17 protein-coding genes, 4 pseudogenes, 1 riboswitch and 1 other annotated feature are annotated in these 24,465 nt (G+C 35.1%); of the genes and pseudogenes, 16 read left to right on the top strand and 5 right to left on the bottom strand.

The window, feature by feature from the left end:
- Position 1: 1 nt before the first annotated feature.
- Complete coding sequence (locus tag U860_RS0113660; RefSeq protein WP_025148960.1) at positions 2-940, bottom strand: acetyltransferase; 939 nt, start codon at positions 938-940, stop codon at positions 2-4.
- A 119-nt stretch (positions 941-1,059) separates the two neighbouring features.
- Here U860_RS0113660 and U860_RS0113655 point away from each other — a divergent pair, with 119 nt between their 5' ends.
- On the top strand, positions 1,060-2,271 hold the full coding sequence (locus tag U860_RS0113655) for a phospholipase D-like domain-containing protein (RefSeq protein WP_025148959.1): 1,212 nt from the start codon (positions 1,060-1,062) through the stop codon (positions 2,269-2,271).
- Between the two features lie 53 nt (positions 2,272-2,324).
- Here U860_RS0113655 and pyrH read toward each other — a convergent pair whose 3' ends face one another.
- Positions 2,325-3,068 (bottom strand): UMP kinase, encoded by a 744-nt coding sequence (gene pyrH / locus U860_RS0113650; RefSeq protein ID WP_025148958.1) that lies wholly within the window; start codon positions 3,066-3,068, stop codon positions 2,325-2,327.
- 377 nt (positions 3,069-3,445) lie between these two features.
- Between pyrH and U860_RS0113645 the strand changes: the two genes are divergently transcribed.
- The 6 genes from U860_RS0113645 to U860_RS0113620 all read left to right on the top strand — a co-directional run bounded on the left by U860_RS0113645 (position 3,446) and on the right by U860_RS0113620 (position 13,594).
- Positions 3,446-4,717 carry a cation:dicarboxylase symporter family transporter gene (locus U860_RS0113645; protein WP_025148957.1) on the top strand — a complete coding sequence of 424 codons (1,272 nt, stop codon included), beginning with the start codon at positions 3,446-3,448 and terminating at the stop codon, positions 4,715-4,717.
- A gap of 24 nt (positions 4,718-4,741) precedes the next feature.
- Entirely contained in the window at positions 4,742-6,181 is a 1,440-nt protein-coding gene (aspA, locus tag U860_RS0113640; RefSeq protein ID WP_025148956.1) for an aspartate ammonia-lyase, read from the top strand.
- Positions 6,182-6,255: 74 nt separating this feature from the next.
- On the top strand, positions 6,256-7,968 hold the full coding sequence (gene malS, locus U860_RS0113635) for an oxaloacetate-decarboxylating malate dehydrogenase (protein ID WP_025148955.1): 1,713 nt from the start codon (positions 6,256-6,258) through the stop codon (positions 7,966-7,968).
- 65 nt (positions 7,969-8,033) lie between these two features.
- Positions 8,034-9,332, top strand: coding sequence for a sensor histidine kinase (locus U860_RS0113630; protein WP_088030279.1), 1,299 nt, complete (start codon positions 8,034-8,036; stop codon positions 9,330-9,332).
- A 2-nt stretch (positions 9,333-9,334) separates the two neighbouring features.
- Positions 9,335-10,267, top strand: a complete 933-nt coding sequence (locus tag U860_RS0113625) for a response regulator (RefSeq protein ID WP_025148953.1) — start codon at positions 9,335-9,337, stop codon at positions 10,265-10,267.
- A gap of 120 nt (positions 10,268-10,387) precedes the next feature.
- Complete coding sequence (locus U860_RS0113620; protein WP_025148952.1) at positions 10,388-13,594, top strand: DEAD/DEAH box helicase; 3,207 nt, start codon at positions 10,388-10,390, stop codon at positions 13,592-13,594.
- Positions 13,595-13,696: 102 nt separating this feature from the next.
- Here the strand turns inward: U860_RS0113620 and U860_RS31505 are convergent, their stop codons facing one another.
- A complete protein-coding gene (locus tag U860_RS31505) occupies positions 13,697-13,831 on the bottom strand; it encodes a DUF3934 domain-containing protein (protein WP_000047591.1) in 135 nt (44 codons plus the stop codon).
- Positions 13,832-14,237: 406 nt separating this feature from the next.
- Positions 14,238-14,496, top strand: a binding site (T-box leader).
- Positions 14,497-14,566: 70 nt separating this feature from the next.
- Between U860_RS31505 and asnA the strand changes: the two genes are divergently transcribed.
- Positions 14,567-15,550 carry an aspartate--ammonia ligase gene (gene asnA, locus U860_RS0113605; RefSeq protein ID WP_002171334.1) on the top strand — a complete coding sequence of 328 codons (984 nt, stop codon included), beginning with the start codon at positions 14,567-14,569 and terminating at the stop codon, positions 15,548-15,550.
- A gap of 349 nt (positions 15,551-15,899) precedes the next feature.
- Here the strand turns inward: asnA and U860_RS0113600 are convergent, their stop codons facing one another.
- Positions 15,900-17,129 (bottom strand): aspartate kinase, encoded by a 1,230-nt coding sequence (locus U860_RS0113600; RefSeq protein ID WP_025148950.1) that lies wholly within the window; start codon positions 17,127-17,129, stop codon positions 15,900-15,902.
- Between the two features lie 201 nt (positions 17,130-17,330).
- A riboswitch (Lysine riboswitch) is annotated at positions 17,331-17,517 on the bottom strand.
- Between the two features lie 192 nt (positions 17,518-17,709).
- On the opposite strand from U860_RS0113600, the pseudogene U860_RS0113595 reads away from it, so the two are divergent.
- The 7 genes and pseudogenes from U860_RS0113595 to U860_RS0113565 form a co-directional block, all read left to right on the top strand.
- Positions 17,710-17,943, top strand: a pseudogene (locus U860_RS0113595) (hypothetical protein); the annotation flags it as partial.
- A pseudogene (locus U860_RS0113590) lies at positions 17,931-18,254 on the top strand (DUF4166 domain-containing protein); the annotation flags it as partial. The pseudogenes U860_RS0113595 and U860_RS0113590, both read left to right, overlap by 13 nt.
- 5 nt (positions 18,255-18,259) lie before the next feature.
- Positions 18,260-19,885, top strand: a complete 1,626-nt coding sequence (locus U860_RS0113585) for a YndJ family protein (RefSeq protein ID WP_025148949.1) — start codon at positions 18,260-18,262, stop codon at positions 19,883-19,885.
- A 78-nt stretch (positions 19,886-19,963) separates the two neighbouring features.
- Positions 19,964-20,206: pseudogene (locus U860_RS33300) on the top strand (N-acetylmuramoyl-L-alanine amidase); the annotation flags it as partial.
- Positions 20,207-20,500: 294 nt separating this feature from the next.
- On the top strand, positions 20,501-21,910 hold the full coding sequence (locus U860_RS0113575; RefSeq protein ID WP_002171340.1) for an S-layer homology domain-containing protein: 1,410 nt from the start codon (positions 20,501-20,503) through the stop codon (positions 21,908-21,910).
- A 223-nt stretch (positions 21,911-22,133) separates the two neighbouring features.
- Positions 22,134-23,396 carry an MFS transporter gene (locus U860_RS0113570; protein WP_025148948.1) on the top strand — a complete coding sequence of 421 codons (1,263 nt, stop codon included), beginning with the start codon at positions 22,134-22,136 and terminating at the stop codon, positions 23,394-23,396.
- A gap of 68 nt (positions 23,397-23,464) precedes the next feature.
- A complete protein-coding gene (locus tag U860_RS0113565) occupies positions 23,465-23,704 on the top strand; it encodes a hypothetical protein (protein ID WP_240184468.1) in 240 nt (79 codons plus the stop codon).
- A gap of 19 nt (positions 23,705-23,723) precedes the next feature.
- Here U860_RS0113565 and U860_RS0113560 read toward each other — a convergent pair whose 3' ends face one another.
- Entirely contained in the window at positions 23,724-24,188 is a 465-nt protein-coding gene (locus U860_RS0113560) for a hypothetical protein (RefSeq protein ID WP_025148946.1), read from the bottom strand.
- A gap of 90 nt (positions 24,189-24,278) precedes the next feature.
- Between U860_RS0113560 and U860_RS35105 the strand changes: the two are divergent.
- A pseudogene (locus U860_RS35105) lies at positions 24,279-24,392 on the top strand (alpha/beta hydrolase); the annotation flags it as partial.
- Positions 24,393-24,465 lie beyond the last annotated feature (73 nt).

Raw genomic sequence — 24,465 nt, 5'->3', positions numbered from 1 at the left:
TTTAGAGTATCTTTTGTAATATAGGAATGCTTTTATAGAGCACTTCATTATGTGAAGCTTGCACAATATATTTATTACCATCTAAAAGAAAAACGCTATGTAAAACAGCGTTACCGTCACCATGTTTTGTAAGTATATCACCGACGACTTTTCCGTATGCCCATTCCAGTTTTGAATGTGAAGGGACGACTTGTAAATATTGAATTGTTTCCTCTCCATCTCCTGCAATGAGTGTAGTTTCAATATTTCTTTTCTCGATAATAAATCTATTTTCATTTAATGTATCGAGGAAAGGGTTTTTCGTGTGCATCTTACTATAAGGAAGAAATGTAATAGAAGAGCCGCATCTTACAAATAAATAATTTCCGTAATCTTTACAAGGAACAACATCTTGTAATCCTGGAAAGTAACGGTGTATCGCTTCAACTTTATTCATTTTGTGTAAGGTGCTTAAGTAGTGAATGTATTGTTCCATATAAAAATGAACGATATTTATTTTAGAAGAGGCATGGACAGGGAGACTGCCTCCAGTCCAATAACTATAATTAGGCGGAGATCCAGCGCTTGGTGTACAAAGTATAATAAGTTGCTCCACATCATTTTCATATTCTTCACTTTGAACGTAAGAACGTGCAAGAAGTCCCCCCATACTATGACAAACTAAATTCAGTTTATCGCACCCTGTAAATTTTTTAACATAAGCAATCGTTTTTAATAAATATTTTTGAGTAGAGAAAGCTATACGCTGTCGCCAGTCATAAAAACAGATAAACAGGTTTTTATTTCGTTCATAGCCCATACTTTCTAACATCATAATGAATGGCTCATAAACAAATGCAGAAAGTCCAAAGCTCCAATTACCAGTCCCCGGAATAATAACATTACTCATTGAACCGAAAAGACCGGGTATAAAAATAATAGGAGTTTTTCTTATTTTCATATTCTGCTGCTCCTTTAACTTTTTAACATCCCCCAAAAGTGGGGAATACATTTTGTATGAAAATGTATTTTAATGAAACACTACGGATTAGAAAGTAATTTGAGCGGAAGGAAGTTAAAATGATAAAAAAGATATTGCGAGTTGCTTCTATTATTATTGGTATATTCGTTTTTGTTTTAATTGGGATGCATATTGACGTTACGCTCGGACGGAAAATGGAAGCTGGGAAAAATATGCCGACAGAGTATACGCCTCATTATAGTGACTTTCAATTATATGTAGAAGGGAAATCATTGTATGAGCAGCTATTTGAAGATATTAAAAAAGCAAAAAGCTCCATCTACACTTATTTTTACATTTTGTCAGATGACAAAAGTAGCCATACTTTTTTAAAGTTATTGAAAAAGAAGGCGAAAGAAGGAGTAACTGTATATTTATCAGTGGATTTAATTAATGATTTGTCATTCGAAAGAAAGATGAAAAATGAATTACAGGAAAGCGGTGTTCATTTTACATATAGTAGAAAACCTGAATTGCCATTCGGATTTTATTCCCTTCATCATCGGAATCATCGCCGTATTACGACGATTGATGGAGAAATTGGTTATACGGGTGGTTTTAATATAGGGGATGAGTACTTAGGAAAAGATAAGCGATTTGGATATTGGCGTGATTACCATGTTCGGATAAGAGGAGAAGGAGCGAAAGATTTAGAAGAGCAGTTTTCTTTAGATTGGAAACGAGACACGAAAGAAGATATAAAACGAAGTACGAATAAGGCTAGTAAGGGGAACACATTTCATACTATGGCTAGTTACAATGGGCATCACGTCGCTGAAAAATATATAGAGTTAATAAAACAAGCGAAGCATTCGATTGTAATTGCAACGCCGTATTTCATAGCGAAAAATAAAGAGTTAATGAATGCTTTAATTGGAGCACAAAAACGTGGTGTTACAGTAAAAATCCTTTGGTCATATAAACCAGATATTCCTCTTATTAAAGAGGCGGCATATCCATACATACGTCAAGCTGTTAAGCATAGAATTACTGTATATGGATATAAAAAAGGGATGTTCCATGGGAAGTTAATGCTTATTGATAATGAATTAACCGTTATCGGTACAACAAACTTTACTGCACGTAGCTTCTATATAAATGATGAGATGAACTTGTATATTCACGGTGGTCCTATCATAGCGCAAGCAAATGAGGTGTTAACGCAAGATTTTCATGATTCGAAAGAGATGACGAAAGAATTTTTTGAGAGGTTATCTTTTTGGGAGCGTTGTAAGGAGAAATTGGCGGGATTAGTTGATTTTTATTTATGATAATTAAGGAAGAAAGGGCGTCTATAAAGGACACCCTTTTTTGATGAAAATGGTTATTTTTCATGTACAAGCTTAGTAACCTCATCATTAATCAACGTCCCCACATGTTCCCCTAAACATATTTTCTTCATGACTCCAGGCTCATCAAAGTTAAAGACGTGTGCCGGTAAATTGTAGTCCCGAGCAAGTAATAAAGCCGCTTGGTCCATTACTTGTATGTTCTGCCTAACAACATCATTATAGTTTAGTTTTCGATACATTTTTGCTGATTTATTATGTTTTGGATCACTTGTAAAGACCCCGTCTACGCCTTGTTTTGCGACTAAAATGGCGTCACTATTCATTTCAATGGCTCTTTGTACACTTGGATAATCTGTCGTAACGAACGGTTGCCCGTTACCACCACCGAAAATGACGATATAGCCGTTATCTAAATGATGTACTGCGCGTAGGCGAATATAAGGTTCAGCTACTGCATTAAAAGGGATGGAAGTCATAACGCGCACTTCTCTATCAGTTTTACTTGTTAAAACGCCGCGAAGCATTAAGCTGTTAATTATCGTACCTAACGTCCCGATATTATCAGCTTCTACACGATCAATTCCCCATTCTTCTGCTAGATGACCTCTGAAAATGTTACCGCCGCCAATGACGATAGAGACTTCGATACCTAAATCAACAATGGATAAAATTTCGTTTGCAATATGTTCTAACCGTTTGGAGTTAAAGCTATTTCCAGATTGATCAGCAAGTGCACCACCGCTTAATTTAATTAAGACACGTTTATATGGCTTCATAACAATTCCCCCTATATAAATGACAATAAAAAAGGAACAAAGGCGAATGCCCTTGTTCCTTACTAAGAAAATGAAAAAGAAAAGAAGAAGATAGGATGAATTTCTGTACACAATTTTTCATAACATCCACCCCTTTTCAGTTCGATTTGTTGTAAGTATATATCTTTTTGATTATACGAAACAATCTGATTACTTATCAAGTATATTTTATCGTTTTTTAACAAAATGGTGTCAATGAAAAATAGAAGAAAAATATTTGAATTTTTTGTGACAAACTTGTAGGTTTTTGTATGATTTTGTAGGTTCGCTTATATCATGTGTGAGTAAGCTTTTATAAATACAAATTGAAAGCGTTCGCATGAAGGGGATGAACATAAATGAAAAAATTCGGATTGGCAACACAAATTTTTGTCGCGCTTGTTTTAGGGATTGTAGTAGGGGCAATCTTTTATGGCAATAAAACGGCGATTTCTTATATTACACCAATTGGGGATATATTTATTCATTTAATTAAAATGATTGTAGTACCAATTGTTATTTCAGCATTAATTGTTGCGGTAGCTGGTGTAGGAGATATGAAGAAGCTTGGGAAACTGGGTGGTAAGACAATTCTTTATTTCGAAATCATTACGACGATTGCTATTTTAATGGGATTACTTGCAGCGAATATATTCCAACCAGGTACTGGCGTTGATATGAATAATTTACAGCAAAGTGATATTTCTTCTTATAAACAAACAGCAGATGCTACAGAGAAGAAAGGTTTTGCTGAAACGATTGTTCATATTGTACCGAAAAATATATTTGAATCTATTGCGCAAGGTGACTTATTACCGATTATATTCTTCTCAGTATTATTCGGTTTAGGGGTTGCGGCAATTGGCGAAAAAGGAAAGCCTGTCTTTAACTTCTTTGAAGGCGTACTCGAAGCAATGTTTTGGGTTACAAATCAAGTTATGAAATTCGCACCATTTGGTGTATTCGCATTAATTGCTGTTACGGTTGCAAAATTTGGTGTGGCCACACTACTTCCTTTAGGAAAACTAGTGCTAGCTGTATACGTAACTGTTATACTATTCGTTGTGATTGTATTAGGTATTAATGCACGAATGGTAGGAGTAAACATTTTTACATTAATGAAAATTTTAAAAGAAGAACTTATTCTTTCATTTACGACAGCAAGTTCAGAGGCTGTTTTGCCTAATATAATGAGAAAAATGGAAGAGTTCGGTTGTCCAAAGGCAGTTGCCTCTTTCGTAATTCCGACAGGTTATACATTTAACTTGACTGGATCAGCTATTTATCAAGCGTTAGCGGCATTGTTTGTTGCACAAATGTATGGTATCCATATGTCACTGACGGAGCAAATAACGTTATTATTCGTTCTCATGTTAACATCCAAAGGTATGGCGGGAGTTCCAGGTGCATCGTTCGTTGTTGTATTAGCAACGTTAGGATCAATGGGCTTACCGTTAGAAGGTATCGCATTAATTGCGGGAATTGACCGTATTTTAGATATGATTCGCTCAGCTGTCAATGTATTAGGAAATGCATTAGCTGCCATTGTTATGTCGAAGTGGGAAGGCGAATTCGATAATGAGAAAGCAAAACAATATGTAGAAGCAGTCAAACAAACAGAAGCAGCATAAGAAATCGTTAAGGAGTGAATAATCATGGCAACATTAACTGAAGTTAAAAATGGTGTGCGAATTGAAAAAGATTTTCTAGGTGAAAAAGAAGTACCAATGTATGCGTATTATGGTGTACAGACTATGCGTGCAGTAGAAAACTTCCCAATTACAGGATACAAAATTCATGAAGGCTTAATTAAAGCATTCGCAATTGTAAAAAAAGCAGCAGCACTTGCTAATGCAGATGTAGGAAGATTGGAATTGAAAAAGGGCGGTGCTATTGCAGAAGCATCTCAAGAAATTCTTGATGGGAAATGGCATGATCATTTCATCGTTGATCCAATCCAAGGCGGTGCAGGAACTTCAATGAATATGAACGCAAATGAAGTCATTGCCAATCGTGCCCTTGAATTATTAGGAATGGAAAAGGGAGACTATCATTATATTAGTCCAAACAGTCATGTAAATATGGCGCAATCAACAAACGATGCATTCCCAACAGCTATTCATATTGCAACATTAAATGCATTAGAAGGCTTATTACAAACGATGGGTTATATGCATGATGTATTTGAATTAAAAGCAGAACAGTTCGATCATGTTATTAAAATGGGTCGTACACATTTACAAGATGCTGTGCCAATTCGTCTTGGACAAGAATTCAAAGCATACTCTCGCGTACTTGAACGTGATATGAAACGAATTCAGCAATCGCGTCAACATTTATATGAAGTAAATATGGGAGCAACTGCAGTTGGTACAGGCTTAAATGCAGATCCAGAGTATATTGAAGCAGTTGTAAAACATTTAGCTACGATTAGTGAATTACCGCTTGTTGGTGCTGAAGACTTAGTGGATGCAACGCAAAATACTGATGCGTACACTGAAGTGTCTGCAGCATTAAAAGTATGTATGATGAACATGTCTAAAATTGCGAACGACCTTCGACTAATGGCATCAGGTCCACGTGTTGGATTAGCAGAAATTATGCTACCAGCTCGTCAACCAGGTTCATCTATTATGCCAGGTAAAGTAAACCCTGTTATGCCAGAAGTAATTAATCAAATTGCGTTCCAAGTAATTGGTAATGACCATACAATTTGCCTTGCTTCAGAAGCAGGACAATTAGAATTAAATGTTATGGAACCAGTACTTGTTTTCAACTTACTTCAATCTATTAGCATTATGAATAATGGTTTCCGTGCCTTTACAGATAATTGCTTAAAAGGAATTGAAGCGAATGAAGATCGCTTAAAAGAGTATGTTGAGAAGAGTGTAGGAATTATTACAGCCGTAAACCCTCATATCGGTTATGAAGCAGCAGCTCGCGTTGCGAAAGAAGCAATTGCGACAGGACAATCCGTTCGAGAACTATGTGTGAAAAATGGTGTATTGTCACAAGAAGAATTAGAGTTAATTCTAGACCCATTCGAAATGACACATCCAGGGATTGCAGGAGCAACTCTTTTAAAGAAAAATTAAAAGAAGAGGGGGACAATCCCCTCTTTTTTGTTTACAATATAGAAATGTTATATATGAATAGAGGTAGGGATGTTATGAGTAAGTTTACAGTGGCTTCTAATGGTTCATTAGAAACGACATTAAGAGGAGTAGAAGTATTAGCAACACCACTTTTAAATAAAGGGGTAGCTTTCACGCAAGAAGAAAGAGAAGAGTTAGGGCTAAAGGGACTACTGCCACCAGCGGTTTTAACGTTAGATGAACAAGCGCGCCGTGCATATGAACAATTTTGTTCTCAGCCGGATGATTTATTAAAGAATGTATACTTAACTGCGTTACATGATCGAAATGAAGTATTATTTTATCGTATACTAACAGATCATTTACGTGAAATGTTACCAATTGTATATACACCTACTGTTGGTGTAGCAATTCAAAGGTATAGTCATGAATATCGTAAACCGCGCGGGGTTTATTTATCAGTTAATGATCCTTCAGGTATTGAAGAAGCGTTCTCAAATATCGGTGCAACAGCTGAAAATATTGACTTAGTCGTTGTAACAGATGGAGAAGGCATATTAGGAATTGGTGACTGGGGTGTTGGTGGTATTAACATTGCGATTGGAAAGTTAGCTGTTTATACGGCTGCAGTTGGAATCGATCCTAGTCGCGTATTACCTGTAATTTTAGATGTAGGTACAAACCGCGAAGATCTGTTAAACAATCCATTTTATATTGGAAATCGTCATCCACGTGTAACTGGTGAAGCTTACGATGAATTTATTGATACATTTGTGCAAGCTGTAGGCAATAAGTTCCCGAAAGCACTTTTACATTGGGAGGACTTCAGTTCTCGTAATGCACGAAAAATTTTAGATAAATACCGTCATAACGTATGTACGTTTAATGATGATATTCAAGGTACAGGTGCAGTTTCACTTGCTGCAGTATTATCGGCAGTGAAAGCTTCTAGTGTACCTTTAAATGAACACCGTGTAGTTGTGTTTGGTGCTGGTACGGCTGGAATCGGTATCGCAGATCAAGTAAGAGATGCGATGGTTCGCGTAGGATTATCAGAGCAAGAAGCAAATGAACGTTTCTGGTGTATTGACCGTAACGGGTTAATTACAGATAATATGGAAGATCTTCTTGATTTCCAAATTCCATATGCAAGAAAAGTAGCTGAAGTGAACGAGTGGAAACAAAGTGATGCTATCGGACTTGCTGAAGTTGTGAAACATGTGAAACCGACAATTTTAATCGGTACATCAACTGTTGCAGGCGCATTTACTGAGGAGATTGTAAAAGAGATGGCTTCTCACGTAGAGAGACCAATTATATTACCAATGTCGAATCCAACGCCACTTGCTGAAGCAAAACCAGTAGATTTAATCGAGTGGACAGAAGGAAGAGCGTTAGTTGCAACAGGAAGTCCGTTTGAACCAGTTACATACAATGGTGTAACGTATGTTATTGGACAATCAAATAACGCACTTATTTTCCCAGGGCTTGGTCTTGGAACAATTGTTGTTCGTGCAAGCGTAATGACAGATGGTATGTTTGCGGCGGCAGCAGAAGCAGTTGCAAGTATGGTAGATACAAGTAAGCCAGGTGCGCCTATCTTGCCAGAAGTTGAAGAGTTACGTAATATTTCTGAAATGGTTGCAATTGAAGTAGCGAAAGTTGCAGTTGCAGAAGGTGTTGCCAGGGAGAACTTAAGTGATAACGATATTAAGATAGCAGTAAAAGAATCAATGTGGAAGCCGGAGTATCGTCAAATAAAAGCGGTAGAAAAGGTTAGAATATAGAGAAAAAGCCCGTTTATAATAATAAGCGGGCTTTCCTTGTTTATTTTTGAAAAAATACATAGGAAGTGGCCCTTTTGAATTGGAATCAAATATGGAAGAAAGATATGTCTCTTGTAATCATTTTAATGGTAGTTGTTCCGATTGCTGGAGAGCTGAATTTTCATCCTTTCAACGATACGTTTCGTGTTAGCTTCGGGACACCGCTTTTCTTCTTTTTATTACTATTTTTAAGAAGAATACCAGCAGCAGTTGCAGGTATTCTTGTTGGGGTGTTTGTAGTATTATTTCGCGTATGCCTGGACTGGATATTACAAGGGTCATTTCATATGACAGAATCATTTTATTTGCGCTATCCCGTGTTCTTTTATTATTTTATTTATGGAAGCCTATTTTCGCTTTGTAGGGTGAACAAATTCCATCAGAGGCCAATTATTATAGGTTGCCTCGGTATTACAATTGAAATTATTGCAAGTATGTCAGAACTTGCGTTTTATCACATGTTAGTGCTTGGCACAACGATAACAGTTTCTGAAGTGAATAAACTAATCATTATTGCTATTTTTCGTAGTTTCTTTGCGCTTGGTTTTTTAAATATGATGAATTTGTATGAAACAAAATTAAAAGAATCACAAGTGCGAAAAGAAAATGAGAAAATGTTGATGCACCTTTCTAATTTATATGTGGAATCTGTTCATTTGAAAAAAACGTTACAAAATGCGGAGTTAATTACACAAGAAGCGTATCAATTATATCGTAATTTACAAGCGAACGATGATTCGAGTAGTAAAACAGCATTGAAAATAGCGGGGGAAGTACACGAAATAAAAAAGGATAATCAAAGGATTTTTGCAGGGCTATCTAAACTGTTATTAGATAAAAATGTGGCTGAGTATGTAGAAGGTCATGAGCTTGCGGAAATGATTGTGAGAATAAATGAGAAGTACGCTGAAATGTTAGAAAAAGATATACGTTTTTCCGAACATATAGAAGGTGAGCATGCAGAATATCATGTGTATACGGTCTTATCAATTTTTAATAACTTAGTTGCAAATGCAGTTGAAGCAATTGAGGGTAGTGGTGTCATTATTATTAAGTTATATAAACTTGATAAACGTATATTTTTTGAAGTAATTGACGATGGACCTGGTATTGCGCAAAAATATAAGAAACTAGTATTTAAGCCGGGGTTTACTTCAAAGTATGATCAAACGGGAACACCGTCAACAGGAATTGGTCTTTCCTACATAAACGAAATGGTAACAGAACTCGGAGGAGAAGTAAGATTAGAAGATCGAGAAATTGGCGAAGGGTGTAAGTTTGTAGTTTGTTTACCGGAGTGCAGTTTAAAGCGGGAAGGGGAATAAAGTTGTTTTATTATATCGTAGATGATGATGAAGTTTTCCGCTCTATGCTTTCACAAATTATTGAAGATGGTGATCTTGGGGAAGTGATTGGAGAATCGGAAGACGGAGCTTTTATTGAAGCAGATCAACTAAATTTTAAAAAAGTAGATATTTTATTTATTGATTTATTAATGCCAATGCGAGATGGTATTGAAACAGTTCGCCATATTGCATCTTCTTTTTCAGGGAAAATCATTATGATTTCTCAAGTTGAATCGAAGCAGCTTATAGGTGAGGCGTATACACTTGGTGTTGAATATTATATTACAAAACCACTAAATAAAATTGAAGTTGTATCTGTTGTACAGAAAGTGATGGAACGTATTCGTTTAGAGCGTTCTATATATGATATTCAAAAATCATTGAATAACGTTTTCAAATGGGAACAGCCGCAAGTTCGAAATGAGCCAATGCAAGAAGGGAAAAGAATAGCAGATTCAGGACGCTATTTATTATCAGAACTCGGTATTGCGGGAGAGAATGGAAGTAAAGATTTACTTAGTATGCTGGAATATTTATATGGACAAGAAAAGGCACAAACATTTGAATTTGGATTTCCTGCGCTAAAAGATATCTTTCACCATATAACGATAAGAAAGTTAGAGAATATAGCTTCAGATGCAGATATAGATAAAGAGAGAAAAGCATCTGAACAAAGGGTACGAAGAGCGATTTATCAATCGTTAAACCATTTAGCTTCTCTTGGACTAACAGACTTTTCGAATCCGAAATTTGAAAGCTATGCGCCGAAATTTTTTGATTTCACTGTAATTAGAAAACGGATGACAGAAATGACGAAAGATGAAGTAGCAACTTCTGGGCATATACGTATTAATACGAAGAAATTTATTCAAGTGTTGTATTTTGAGGCGAAACGGTTGATGGAGATAGAGTGAAAAAAGGTGCTTAGTAATAAGCATCTTTTTTTTGTTAAATCCGTATTTTATATTTTTGCGCATAGCATGTAAAATGTTAGTTAAGAGAAACTGGTTTTAAATTAAGGAAGTGTCAAAACAATGAGTTTTACATTAAACAAATCGATTATTAAAGAAGTATGCGGAGAGACCTCATATAAAAGAGGCGAAGCTTATTATAAATCAAATAAAGTGATTGTAAATTATTATGATGAAAATAAAGAAATTTGCGAAGCGACGGTAAAAGGGAACGAAGATTTTTATGTCACGGTAGAAAAAGCTAAAAAGGGTGATGTTGTTGCGAAATGTAGTTGTCCTTCATTAGCTTCTTTTCAAACGTACTGTCAACATGTTGCGGCTGTATTGTTATATATGAACTATAATCAGCAAACAGGTGGAAAGTTGCCCATTAGTAGCGAAAACTTGAGCGGAAATGATCAATTAACGAGCGGTATGTTTCAGTTATTTGCAGAAAAACCATTAAGACCAAAAAGTAAACAACACCGTTTTGATACACGTGAAATACTTCATGTTGAATTTATATGTACACCAGTAGTTACGAAAAATGGTGGGGCACTGCTAGGTATTCAATTGAAACTGGCCAAGCGACATTTTGTAAATAATATTAGAGAATTTCTTTCCAAAGTGGAGAAAAGAGAGTCCTATAATTGTTTGAATGAATTTACATATACACTGGATGTACATAGCTTCAGGCAAGAAACCGATGCGATTATTCAGCAGCTCATTAAAATTTACCATAACGAAAAAATGTATGAGGATACACTGGAAGTACATACAAAACAAGATGATAGCATGATTTTAATACCACCAGCGTCTTGGTCAGATATGCTTTCTTTACTTTCTAAAGTTGAGTTTGTGAGACTTAATCAAGATGGACAATCTTTTCATGGTTTACATATTTCAGAAGGACTACTTCCTTTACATTTTGAGTTTAATAAAGGGAGTAATGGTGGATTTACACTTTATATTGATGGCTTGCAACAAGTGGAAGTAATGGATACGTATAGTTATGCACTATTTGAAGGGAAACTGTATCGGTTGAACATGGAGGATTGCAAGCGGCTTATCGAATTACAAAAAATGATGAATCGTTCTAGTAGTAATCAATTGTATATTCCAGCGGATAAGATGGAGAACTTTGTAGCGAAAGTTGTTCCAGGTTTAATGAAGCTTGGAACTGTGCGAATAGATGAGATAATATCAGATCGTGTTGAAACGCCCGCACTAAAAGCGAAATTATATTTAGACCGAGTGAAAAATCGTTTGTTAGCGGGTTTGGAATTTCATTACGGAAATGTTGTTATTAACCCGTTAGAAGAGGATGGACAGCCGTCTGTTTTTAATCGTGATGAGAAAAAGGAAAATGAGATTTTAGAAATGATGAATGATAGTGCCTTTGCAAAGACTGAAGGCGGTTATTTTATGCATAATGAAGAAGTTGAGTATAACTTTTTATATCATGTCGTTCCCACGTTAAAAGGTTTACTTGATATTTATGCGACGACAGCAATCAAATTACGAATTCATAAGGGGAACACAGCTCCTCTTATAAGAGTTAGAAGAAAAGAGAGAATTGATTGGTTATCATTCCGGTTTGATATAAAAGGTATTCCAGAGGCAGAAATTAAAGGTGTATTAGTTGCTCTTGAGGAGAAACGAAAATATTATCGTTTAGCAAGTGGTGCTCTACTATCACTTGAGAGTAAAGAGTTTAATGACATTAATCAGTTTATAAAAGAATCTAGTATTCGAAAAGAATTTTTAACGGGCGAAGAAATAGATGTCCCTCTTATTCGTAGTGTGAAATGGATGAATTCACTGCAAGAAGGCAATGTTTTAAGTTTAGATGAATCCGTTCAAGAATTGGTAGAGAACATTCAAAACCCTAAAAAACTAAAGTTTACTGTGCCAAATGGTTTAGATGCGATAATGAGAGAGTATCAAACATACGGATTCCAGTGGATGAAAACACTTGCTTATTATCGTTTTGGAGGTATTTTAGCAGACGATATGGGACTAGGGAAAACGTTGCAAAGCATTGCTTTTATAGATTCTGTTTTGCCTGAAATTCGAGAGAAGAAACTGCCTATATTAGTTGTTTCTCCGTCTTCCCTTGTTTATAACTGGCTAAGTGAATTGAAAAAATTCGCGCCACATATTAGAGCTGTTATTGCCGATGGAAATCAAGTAGAGCGCCGAAAACTTTTAAAAGACATAACGAAATTTGATGTAGTGATTACGTCATATCCTTTACTGAGAAGGGATATAAGGTTATATGCGCAGCCATTTCATACGCTATTTCTTGATGAAGCACAAGCATTTAAAAATCATACAACGCAAACTGCGAAGGCAGTGAAAACAATTCAGGCAGAATACCGTTTTGGATTAACGGGAACACCTGTAGAGAATTCATTAGAAGAACTATGGTCTATCTTCCACGTCGTCTTCCCAGAATTATTACCGGGGAGAAAAGAGTTCGGTGATTTAAGACGTGAAGATATAGCGAAGCGCGTAAAACCATTCGTGTTAAGAAGGTTAAAGGAAGATGTATTACAGGAGCTACCAGAAAAAATTGAGCACTTACAATCATCAGAACTATTACCGGATCAGAAGAAGCTTTATGCGGCTTATTTAGCGAAGTTAAGAGAAGAAACGTTAAAACATTTAGATAAAGATACGTTACGTAAAAATAAAATTAGAATTTTAGCTGGTTTAACGAGGTTAAGACAAATTTGTAATCATCCTGCATTGTTTGTTGATGATTACAAAGGAAGTTCAGCTAAGTTTGAACAACTTCTAGAAATATTGGAGGAATGCAGAAGTACAGGGAAGAGAATTCTTATCTTTTCTCAATTTACGAAGATGCTTTCGATAATCGGGCGAGAATTAAACCGTAAAGCTATTCCATACTTTTATTTAGACGGAAATACACCTTCGCAAGAGCGTGTAGAGCTATGCAATCGGTTTAACGAAGGAGAAGGGGATCTATTTCTCATTTCTTTAAAAGCTGGTGGTACAGGTCTTAACTTAACTGGTGCAGATACGGTCATATTATACGATTTATGGTGGAATCCAGCTGTTGAACAACAAGCAGCAGATAGAGCGTATCGAATGGGACAAAAAAATACGGTGCAAGTTATTAAGTTAGTAGCCCACGGAACAATTGAGGAAAAGATGCATGAACTTCAAGAGAGTAAGAAAAATTTAATCGCTGAAGTGATTGAGCCGGGAGAAGAGAAATTATCCTCTATAACTGAGGAAGAAATTCGGGATATACTTATGATTTAAAATGAAAAAAGCTATGCTTTCAAATTTATGAGAGCATAGCTTTTTTGTTGTAATAATTATATTTTGTTTTGTACAAAGTAAAGAAATCAAATGCTATTTAGATTACTTCTTTGTGCCTTTACTTTTGTATGGTTTTGCAGCTTTCTTTTTCTTTGCGCTTGATTGCCAACGGTTCCATCCTTTACTTCCTGTACCTTGGCCTACACCTTTTTTCGGTTTTGCTTTCGTTTTGCTCATATGATCACTCCGTTATATAAAAAATCTTATTTGATAATAGTCAATGATTTAGAAAATACTCTTGATAAATGACTATGTTTGCTATAAGTAAAAACAAACTGCTTGAATGCTATAGTATATCATGAATTTGCGAGTAAACTGAAAGGAATTATAAAGAAAATGAAAATAATAAGAAATACTGCGGATTCTATATTTCGAACGATTACATTAATTGTTGTGTATATGTTAGTTTCAGTTAGTGAGACGTTTTTTGGGGTGTCAAGGCAAAAGAAGTAAAGAGGCTATATTGGAAACAATCAATAAAGCCGTAAAATAGAGAATTGAAAAATATTTTAAAACTTTTTGTTGACTTTCTCTGTTTTTTGTATAGAATAATCATTAATAAAATGTTTCAGAGATGTGACAACAAACGACTATGAAAGGACGAGTAGTAGTAGGACGTAGTCTAAGCGAGTCAGGGGTGGTGTGAGCCTGATACGAAGCCTATTATGAAGAACCTCCTGGAGTCGCTAACCGAAATCCTTTATAGGAAAGTAGACTTAGCCGGGAACTTCGCCGTTACAAGAAGAACAGTATCGAGATTTTTAATCTCCGTACTGTATAAGTGAGCAACCTCTGTTGCTAATTTGGGTGGTACCGCGGAACCAAAGCCTTTCGTCCCAGTTTTTTGGGAAAGAAGGGCTTTTTTTGTTGGCTTTTTTCCACAACATCCAAACATTTTAGGAGGAAACCACCATGTATCAATCATTAATGACAGTAAGAGAGACTCAAATCGCAATTAAGGAAGTTAAAACATTTTTCGAGGATCAATTAGCGAAACGCCTTGAACTATTCCGCGTATCTGCACCATTATTCGTAACGAAAAAGTCAGGTTTAAACGATCACCTAAACGGTGTAGAACGTCCAATTGAATTTGATATGTTACATTCAGGAGAAGAATTAGAAATTGTTCATTCACTAGCGAAGTGGAAAAGATTCGCATTACATGAATACGGATATGAAGCTGGTGAAGGTTTATATACAAACATGAACGCAATTCGTCGTGATGAAGAACTTGATGCAACGCATTCTATTTACGTTGACCAATGGGATTGGGAAAAAATCGTTCAAAAAGAATGGCGTACTGTAGATTACTTACAAAAAACAGTACAAACAATTTATGGAATATTCAAAGATTTAGAAGATCACTTGTTTGAAAAGTATCCGTTCCTTGGAAAGTATTTACCAGAAGAAATTGTTTTCGTTACTTCTCAAGAACTAGAAGATAAATATCCAGAATTAACACCGAAAGATCGTGAACATGCAATTGCGAAAGAACACGGTGCAGTCTTTATTATTGGAATTGGTGATGCACTTCGTTCAGGTGAAAGACATGATGGACGCGCAGCTGATTATGACGATTGGAAGTTAAACGGTGACATTTTATTCTGGCACCCAGTACTACAAGCTTCATTCGAATTATCATCAATGGGAATTCGCGTTGATAGTAAATCACTTGACGAACAGTTAACGAAAACGGGTGAAGACTTCAAACGAGATTACGATTTCCACAAAGGAATTTTAGAAGACGTACTACCATTAACAATCGGTGGTGGTATCGGCCAATCAAGAATGTGCATGTACTTCTTACGTAAAGCACACATCGGTGAAGTTCAATCTTCTGTATGGCCTGACGATTTACGTGAAGCTTGTAAGAAAGAAAACATTCATCTGTTTTAATCGAAATATGAGGGAGAGTAGCTCAGGAATAGAGTTACTCTCCTTTTTTTATTTTGTAAAAGGGTGGTTTACAGTGAGCTTTACTAATAACTGCATTCATTATTATGAGGGAATTCAAGGGATTTTATTAGAAGGAAAAGATTGAAAGGATATATGTGATAAGAGGTGAGAAGAATCAGTTATATTTCCTAGGAAAGAGTATTACGAGTAATTTAATTGTTTTATAATGATTTTCGGATATCAATAATATGTTAAAAAGCTGTTTGTATAGAATCTTTAAATCTATGCAAACAGCTTTTTATTTATAAATAGGAAGGAAATAGATTAATATGATTTTGTAAGCTTTAAATTAGCTCATTTGCACTAAAGGCTCAATTTTTGCCATAAATGATTGATGCAGTGCCTCAACACCTGTTACTAAATGAAGGCGGTCAATGACAACCGACACTTTAATTTCAGATGTACTTACCATTTTAATATGAATATCTTCTTCTTTTAAAGTAGTGAACATATTCGCAGCAACACCTGGGTTAGATACCATACCAGATCCTACAATTGATACTTTTGCTAAATGATTTTCATATTCTACAGATTCATAGTGAAGTGTTTCATGATTTTGTTCTAACACTTCTAATGTTTCTCTTAAATCATTAGAATGGATCGAGAAGGAGAGGTGAACAGTTCCTTCATTTGTAATGCTTTGAATAATAATATCTACATTAATCTGAGCCTCTGCTAATGTAGAGAAAACTGTTGAAAGCGAACCTTGTTCTAACCCTTTAATTGTTACACGAGTAATATTATCCTCAAATGCAATACCTTTTACGATTGATTGTTGTTCCATGTTACATTCTCCCCTTACAATTGTTCCGTTTTCTTGTTCCATACTTGAGCGAACTTCTAAAACTACATTATGATTTTTAGCAAATTCAACAGCGCGTGGGTGTAATACGCCGGCGCCAAGGTTTGCCAATTCTAGCATTTCATCATAAGAAATTTCATCTAATTTATAAGCATCTTGTACAACGCGTGGATCAGTCGTGTACACGCCTGTCACGTCCGTATAAATATCACATTTTTTCGCTTTTAGTGAAGCGGCTAATGCGACAGCAGTTGTATCGGAACCACCGCGGCCAAGCGTTGTAATTTCATTTTCTTCACTTATTCCTTGGAAACCAGCGACTATAACAATCGTGCCTTCAGTAAGATAGGACTGAATACGCCCAGTGTTAATGTCAGTAATCCGTGCACTACTATGTACAGATTCTGTCGTAATACCAGCTTGCCATCCTGTTAATGAAATTGCGTTATAACCTTTTGTTTGTAGTACCATCGTTAATAATGAAATGGTTACTTGTTCTCCTGTAGATAGAAGCATATCCATTTCACGTTTACTTGGATTTTCAGTAATAGCATTTGCGAGTGCTACAAGTTCATCTGTACTTTTTCCCATTGCTGAAACGACAGAGACAATACTATGTCCTCGTTCGTATTCTTTAATTATTAAATTTGCTACATGTTGAATACGTTCAATACTTCCGACAGAAGTACCACCAAATTTTTGAACAATTGTTTCCATTACGAATTCCTTCTTTCGTCCATTTTTAAGAATAGGTTAGGATATATACAAATCCCAATATCCCTGTAGTTACCAGAAAGAAAAACAAAAAACACCATCTCAAATAAGTGAGGATGGTGCTGTTACAGGAAAAGGGAAACAGAAAACGGAGCTAATAAAAAAACCGCCAAAAAAGGAATATCATAAAAATGATATCTCTTTTTTGTAGATAGCTCTTCATACGTACACGTCTGTACATATGACAGTTCTGTTTCTATTCGAAAACAGCCCCAATCGATAAATGCAGAGAAATTTATCAATTTCGGCAACACTTCCTTTCTTCTAAACTCATAGACATCTCTGTGTCTCCTTTAGAATACTCATAAGCATTGCAACCTCTATCTCACGTTTTAGGCGAGAGTGTTTGATTTATGAAGTTGTAGGTAACATTTGTTTTATAATAATTTAAATTTTTCAGGGAATCAAGTGTTTTATATGTTTTTTTAAAATTCTTTCTTTTTATTGAACTAGTTTGTGAAAAATGTAGCAAAATAAATTCATTGCATGTACATTAAAAATATAGTGCATAGGAGGTGGAAGAATGAAAAGGAAAAAGCCTATTTATGTTGCGACAGAAATGAAAACAACAATGGAGAAATTATGGGAATATACGCAGCAACCAGACATACATACAGAGTGGGATGCTCGTTTTACTGAAATTTCGTATTTAGAGAAAAAAGAAGGAGAACCGCAGAAGTTTTTATATAAAACAAAGATTGGTTTTGGTCTTGAAATAGCTGGAGAAGGGGAATCAATAGGTGAAATAAGAAAAGATATTTTAACGCCGTTATGCAGTTGGATAAGGAGGGAAAAGAAATTGTAGATTATTTTGGTGGACCACATTTACTCGTTTCTACATTGAATTTCCATATTGATGAGGCGGGGGCAATGCATATTTCTTCAAAGAAGCAATGGTTTTTTATGTTAGGAAGAAAAATTCCGTTACCAAAATTTTTATACGGAGAGGCAAAAATTATTGAAAGCTATGATGACGCACTACAATGTTATCGAATTCATGTACAAGTACGAAATTCGTTAATTGGTTCACTATTTTCATATAAGGGAACATTTGTGGAAAGGAAATAAATGAAATGAAGAATATAATATTTGGACTTGCTTGTTATATTATATTTCTAATAGGCGAGTGGTCGAATTTAAATCCTGTTGAAGCAATTATACTATTATCTATTTTGTTATTCATACCGATGTCATTTTGTATTATTGATAAAAAAACAAGAAATGGATCGTATGTATTAATTTATAAATTTGTATCGTTTTTATATCCGATTGCTGCAGTTAGTGCGATGCTAGCTTTCATAACAAATCATTTCATCTTTGCGTTCTTTTGGTTTATGTATACAGGGATTATTGCATTATTTGGAGTAAGTAGATTGTTAGAAAGAGGATGGAAACCTATAGAAGAAACAGCTATTGATAGTGCGTTTATTTATTTGTTTTTAGGAGGTTCTTGGTTCTTTGCTTCTGTAGCGAAACTTCCAATTATGCACTTTAGTTCTGACATAGTATTACTCACAGCTGCACATTTTCATTACTCGGCATTTTTATTGCCGTTATCGGCTGGTTTACTTGGAAGGAAAAGAGAAAAGAGAAGTAAATTATATGACGTTATTATGTTTATCATCGTTGTTTCTCCTATGACAGTTGCGATAGGAATTACGTATTCGAGGGTATTTGAATTCTTTGCAGTGTTCATATATTTATGCGCCATTTATGGATATGGGATTTACGTTTGGAAAGCGAAATTCAATGCAATAAGTGCAAAGGTTCTCCTTACTATTTCATCTAGTACGCTTATGGTAACAATTATGTTTTCACTTGTATATTCATACGGGAATTTCAAACAAGTAATGACGATTACAATTGCACAAATGGTTTGGATTCACGGTGTTGTAAATGGAGTTGGAGTTGCATTACCGGCTTTTCTCGGTTGGATGATTGAAAAGAGTACTCCGAATTATAAGTACTATGGGAAACCAACGAGCCAATTAAGAGGGGATTCTACAGTTGGAGAGAGTTTTTTACATAATCAAAGCGTAGTAGATAGCAAGCAATACAGTGGTCTAGTTGATAAAATGAATGATTTTCATAGTGACACATTTGATGGAATGAGGGTTCCTTTAAGTATTATTCATTTTTATGAGAATACGAGAGAGTATCAGTTGCAAGCGAATATTAACTGGGCACGTTGGTTCCGTCCATTTGCATTTTGTTATGAAAAAATGAGTAAGCGTGTAGCGCAAATTCATTTAGGGATGGGCGGTAAGTGGGAAAAGATGCAAGGCTCTATCGTTAGTGTAAAAGATGAAAGTGATGGAAGAGAAAACGTAAGAGCCTGGCTAAGAAAAAATGAAGCAGGAGAGTCTATTTTTGTAGCTCTTTATTCAACACATACACACGAGAAAGAGACATACATGAATATCGCATTGCCTTTACCGTATTCGAATATGACTGGTATTTTGAAATTGTACAATGATGCTAACCGCTTAATTATTACTAGTAAGCTAAGAAATAGTGGTAAGGGAGATGAAGGGATTTACTTACATACTCGTTTCTTTACACTACGTTTACCATTAGCAGAAACTTTTATTATTAAAGATGACGGGGATCTAATGCTAAAAGCTCACCATAGAATGTGGATATTCGGAATTGAGTTTTTAGAGATTCATTATGATATTAAGAAAATAGAGAAGAAATAAGAAAATCTTGGAGAGATGTCCAAGCTTTTTATAGTTTAAATATAATTTTATATTCCAAAATATACAATAATAATTGAACATGAAAAAGATAGTCGTATGTTAGCAGAAAAAATACAAAAACGACCAGTTTAAGCTCTAGATACAAGAGATTGTGGTGTGAAAGAAAACCTTTATGTAATAAGAGAAAATGAGATGTCCGCAGTATTAACTGAACTAGCATTTTTAGATAATAGTGTAGATTATGAGAAGTTGGCTTCAGAATCAGGAAGATAAATTGCTGCAGAAGCAATATATGCTGGTATTTTAGATTATTATGAGTGAAAAGGTTTCAATGTTTCAAAGTAGCGTTTAGCTAAATAAAAATCAACGATTGCTAAGCCCATCGTCTTTATAATGATGGGCTTTTTATATGAGTCTATATAATTTTGTATCGAAATAAAAAGATATATCGTATTATGCTGATTATAAATAAAATAATTGTAGATTAGTTTATTTTTATCCCGTATACTTTTACTGTTGACTAATTAAGAGTTTGTTAGTTTGATAGGGAAAATTTTATTATAAAGGGAGGCAAGTTAACACGGGACAAGCATATACATAACGTGTTAAAAAATTATGAAAAAAGTTATTACTAATGTGTTAGCAGCGACAGTCGCACTTCAAGTAGTGATGGCTCCAGCAGCTGCATTTGCAGCTGAAAAAGAATTTCCTGATGTTCCGAAAGGGCATTGGTCATATGAAGCAATTACAAATTTAACGTCAAAAGATATTATTGCAGGGTATGATAATGGTAAGTTTGGATTTGGTGATGTTGTAACTCGTGAACAAGTGGCAGCATTAATGTATCGTGCATTAAAACCAGAAGCGAAAAGCGAGTATAAAAATCCATACTCTGATATTAGTGCAGGAACAACAATGTTCCAAAAAGAAATTTTGACTTTAACGGATATGGGGATTTTTGTAGGTGATGGCAAAGGGACGTTTAGACCGAAAGATTCTCTAACTCGTGCTGAAATGGCTGTTATTTTGCAAAAAGCATTTAAATTAGAAGTGAAAGCACCACACACATTTAATGATGTAGATACAACTCCTTGGGCGAAAGATGCAATTAGTGCTTTGCAATCTAATGGTGTAGCAGCAGGGAATAACTTTGGCGGATTTGATCCATCAGGTGTATTAACGCGTGAAAGTTATGCACAACTTTTATATAAAGCAATGCAAGTGAAAAACGATATTCCGGTTGAACAACCATCATATATTAATCTAGATGTAACATTACCATCTAACGTAAAGGCACAAGAGATTGATAATTTCATTGGAAAGTATCATTCAGACAGTCCACTTGTTGGAACTGGACAAGATTTTATTAAAGCGCAAAATGAATATGGCGTGAACGCTTTATATTTAGCAGCACATGCAATCTTAGAATCTGGATACGGGAAATCAGAAATTGCATATCGTAAACATAATTTATTTGGACTACGAGCGTATGATTGGGATCCATTCGCACATGCAAAATATTTACCGTCTTACGGATTAAGTATTTCATACAATGCTGATTATGTAAGAAAGAACTATTTAGAACAAGGTGCTAGGTATTTTAATGGCTACACATTACCTGCAATGAACGTTATGTACTCAACTGATAAAGAATGGGCTGGCAAAATTGCTAATATTATGGAGCGTATTAAACCTTTTAATAAGGCAGATTATCAAAATGCAAAACGCCTACCGAAAAATCCTAATACATTAAACGTAGAGGTATTAAGTGAAGCAATTCCATATAAAGATTATGCAAAAGATGCAACAGCTACTGTTCAATCAGTAGGATCTTACTATCAAGTTCCATTCCCGTTTAACAACCCAATTAAGAGTGTACCAAATGTTACACAAAATGAAGTTGGAAAATTAGAAAATGGTACAAAAGTAAATGTATATCGTGAAGATCCAAATGGCTGGGTAGAATTCTCACTTGAAAATGCTCCGGAAAAATATTGGACATTGAAGAAGAATTTAAAATTATAAAGTGGAAAGGTGTTTTCATATATGAAAACACCTTTTTTATTTATATTCATCATGTGATATTCCATATTATGTAAGAGAGATAGAATCATTATGATGTTTTCCTTTATGTTTTTGATATTTTTACCAAGAAGTAAATAGTTTCATATATAATTAAAATCAATGAAGAACGAATTTTCAGTATTTAATTTTAGAGATTAAGGTCTTTTGAAAAGAGGTGAGAGACATGCAAGGTGAAATACAAAAGGAGAAAAGTTTAGGTTATTTAGGAAAATTATTATTACCAGCTAAAGTATCACCATACTTTAAGTTTTTATGGGTCGGACAATTAATCTCGACCTTGGGTAGTTCAATAACGATGGTGATTCTTCCTGTCGTTGTTTATTCATTAACTGGTTCAACAGTTGTAATGGGAATGACTATGGCAATGTACATGCTTCCTAATATCCTTGCGTTACCGTTTGCTGGATTAGTCGTGGATCGGATTGACCGGGTGAAATTAATGTTATTTACAGATATAATCCGCTGTATAGTAATGCTATTACTTGCAACGCTTATATTTATGAATTTGTTAACGATTACGCTATTATATGTACTCGTTGCATTATATGGACTTATGGAAGGTATATTTCAGCCGGCGTATTCAGCTGTAAGAGCGAGAGTATTTGTACCGGAAATTCGAAATGCAGCTAACGCATTAACGCAAATGAGTAATCAAGGTATACGACTAATCGGACCAGCTCTTGGAGGATTAATCGTTTCAGTTACATCTGCTGGAATAGGGTTTGGATTGGATGCAGTAACGTACTTGCTATCATTTTTATGTTTATTATTTTTAAAAGAAATAAAGTTTAATAAAGTACAGAAACTAGAAAAAAATAAAGTGAATTATAAAAAGGATTTTATGGAAGGTTTCCTCGTTCTAAAAAGTCATCCGTGGTTATGGATTACAATTTTAGTTTTTTCATTCGTTAATATTTGTTATGCAGGAATTATAGTTGTATTAATTCCATGGTTGTTTAATGTTCATCATCATTTTGAAGCTTACGTGTATGGCTTGGCTATGGCTTCTTCTGGAGGTGGAGCTGTAATTGCAGCACTAATTTTTGGTGGGAAGCAGCAGTGGCATAAGAGAGGACTACTTGCTTATGGCGGTGTTTTAATAAGCGGATTGGCACTTTTAATTATGCCTTTCATTACGTGGGCACCTGCCTTAATAGCTTTAATGGCAATTGAAGGGTTCGGTATGATGATATTTGGGCTCATTTGGGAAACGAGTTTGCAAGAGCTTGTACCAGAAGAAGCATTTGGCAGAGTAGCGAGCCTTGATATGTTAGGTTCTTTCGCTTTATTACCATTAGGGTATGTGGTTGTAGGCTGGTTAGCTACTGTAATAGGCGGCGAGGTAACAATTATAACGCTAGCCATTTTAGTAATCATAACAATTGGAATGGCATTGTCTGTACCTAGTATTCGGCGGTTTGATTGATTATGTAGGCTAAAAAGGGGATATGGTATATGACTATAGAAAACCTATAAGCTTTAGTAGTAGGAGAGTTGGATTGTAAATACATTTTGGGAGAAAAGGTGTTTGAAGCAAGGAGTTTTACGGTGTATATTGCTACTCCTATAGAAAATAAAAGGGCATATAATCGATTCATCTTAATTAAGCATTTGTCTAATGAAGAGCCTTCCGTACATATTTGGGCTAAAAAAATTTGTGTGGAAGCTACGAAAATGGATATTGCAAAAGAATTGACTGAAGCGATTCAATCTGGCTTTGTAAATGAAGACTAAGCCCTAATCTAATCAGGACTTAGTCTTCATTAAACACAAATGTTTGTTTCATTTTTTTACTCTCATTTACTGGATGACCGTTGTAAGAGAAAGTCGTTTCTTCCCAAGTAATAACGACTTTAAAATTATGGCTATTAAAGTCTAATGGGAATACCATGTGGTCAAAGCTCGTATGACTTTTTGAAACGTTCGAATTTGATGTAGTAGGTTTAAAGGTAGCTTTAGATGTAGGAGTGTTATCAAGTATTTCCACAGATACATTCGATACATCATTACCGATGTTTTTTACGAGTAAACTATACGTATCATATACACCTTGTTTTGGTTGTACCGCTTGCTGGTTTGAGTTATGAGATTTGTCAATTTCGATATACCATTGTTTAGACTTTGATGCAATTGGTAGTGACTGAAATGTGTAGGCACTAGCTTGCATCGGGAGTGCTAAACATAGAAGCGTAAAGAGAGTTATTATTTTTCGTTTCATTTTTTGAGAGCTCCCATTCTTTAATGGATTTATTTGTTATTATCTTCCCTTTTCAGGATAATATACCATGCAGTTTAGGGGGAAGGTATATTGAAAGAACTAGTAAGTATGGGAAGCGGTATTTTTCTACAACTGTTATTTTTGTATATATTTATTTCTGGTGTTTTATTGGAACTTAATCCATGGTATGCGGTAGTGGTTTTTCGGCATAGTTTCCTTGTTTTGTTTTTGTGATTAATAATAAATGCTTGCTAAAGGATGCTAAAAAGCATATCAG

The sequence above is a fragment of the Bacillus sp. H1a genome (assembly GCF_000633475.1).
Classification (GTDB): domain Bacteria; phylum Bacillota; class Bacilli; order Bacillales; family Bacillaceae_G; genus Bacillus_A; species Bacillus_A paramycoides.
Note: the sequence above shows the minus strand (reverse complement) of the source record. Positions and strands in the feature narration are given on the sequence as shown.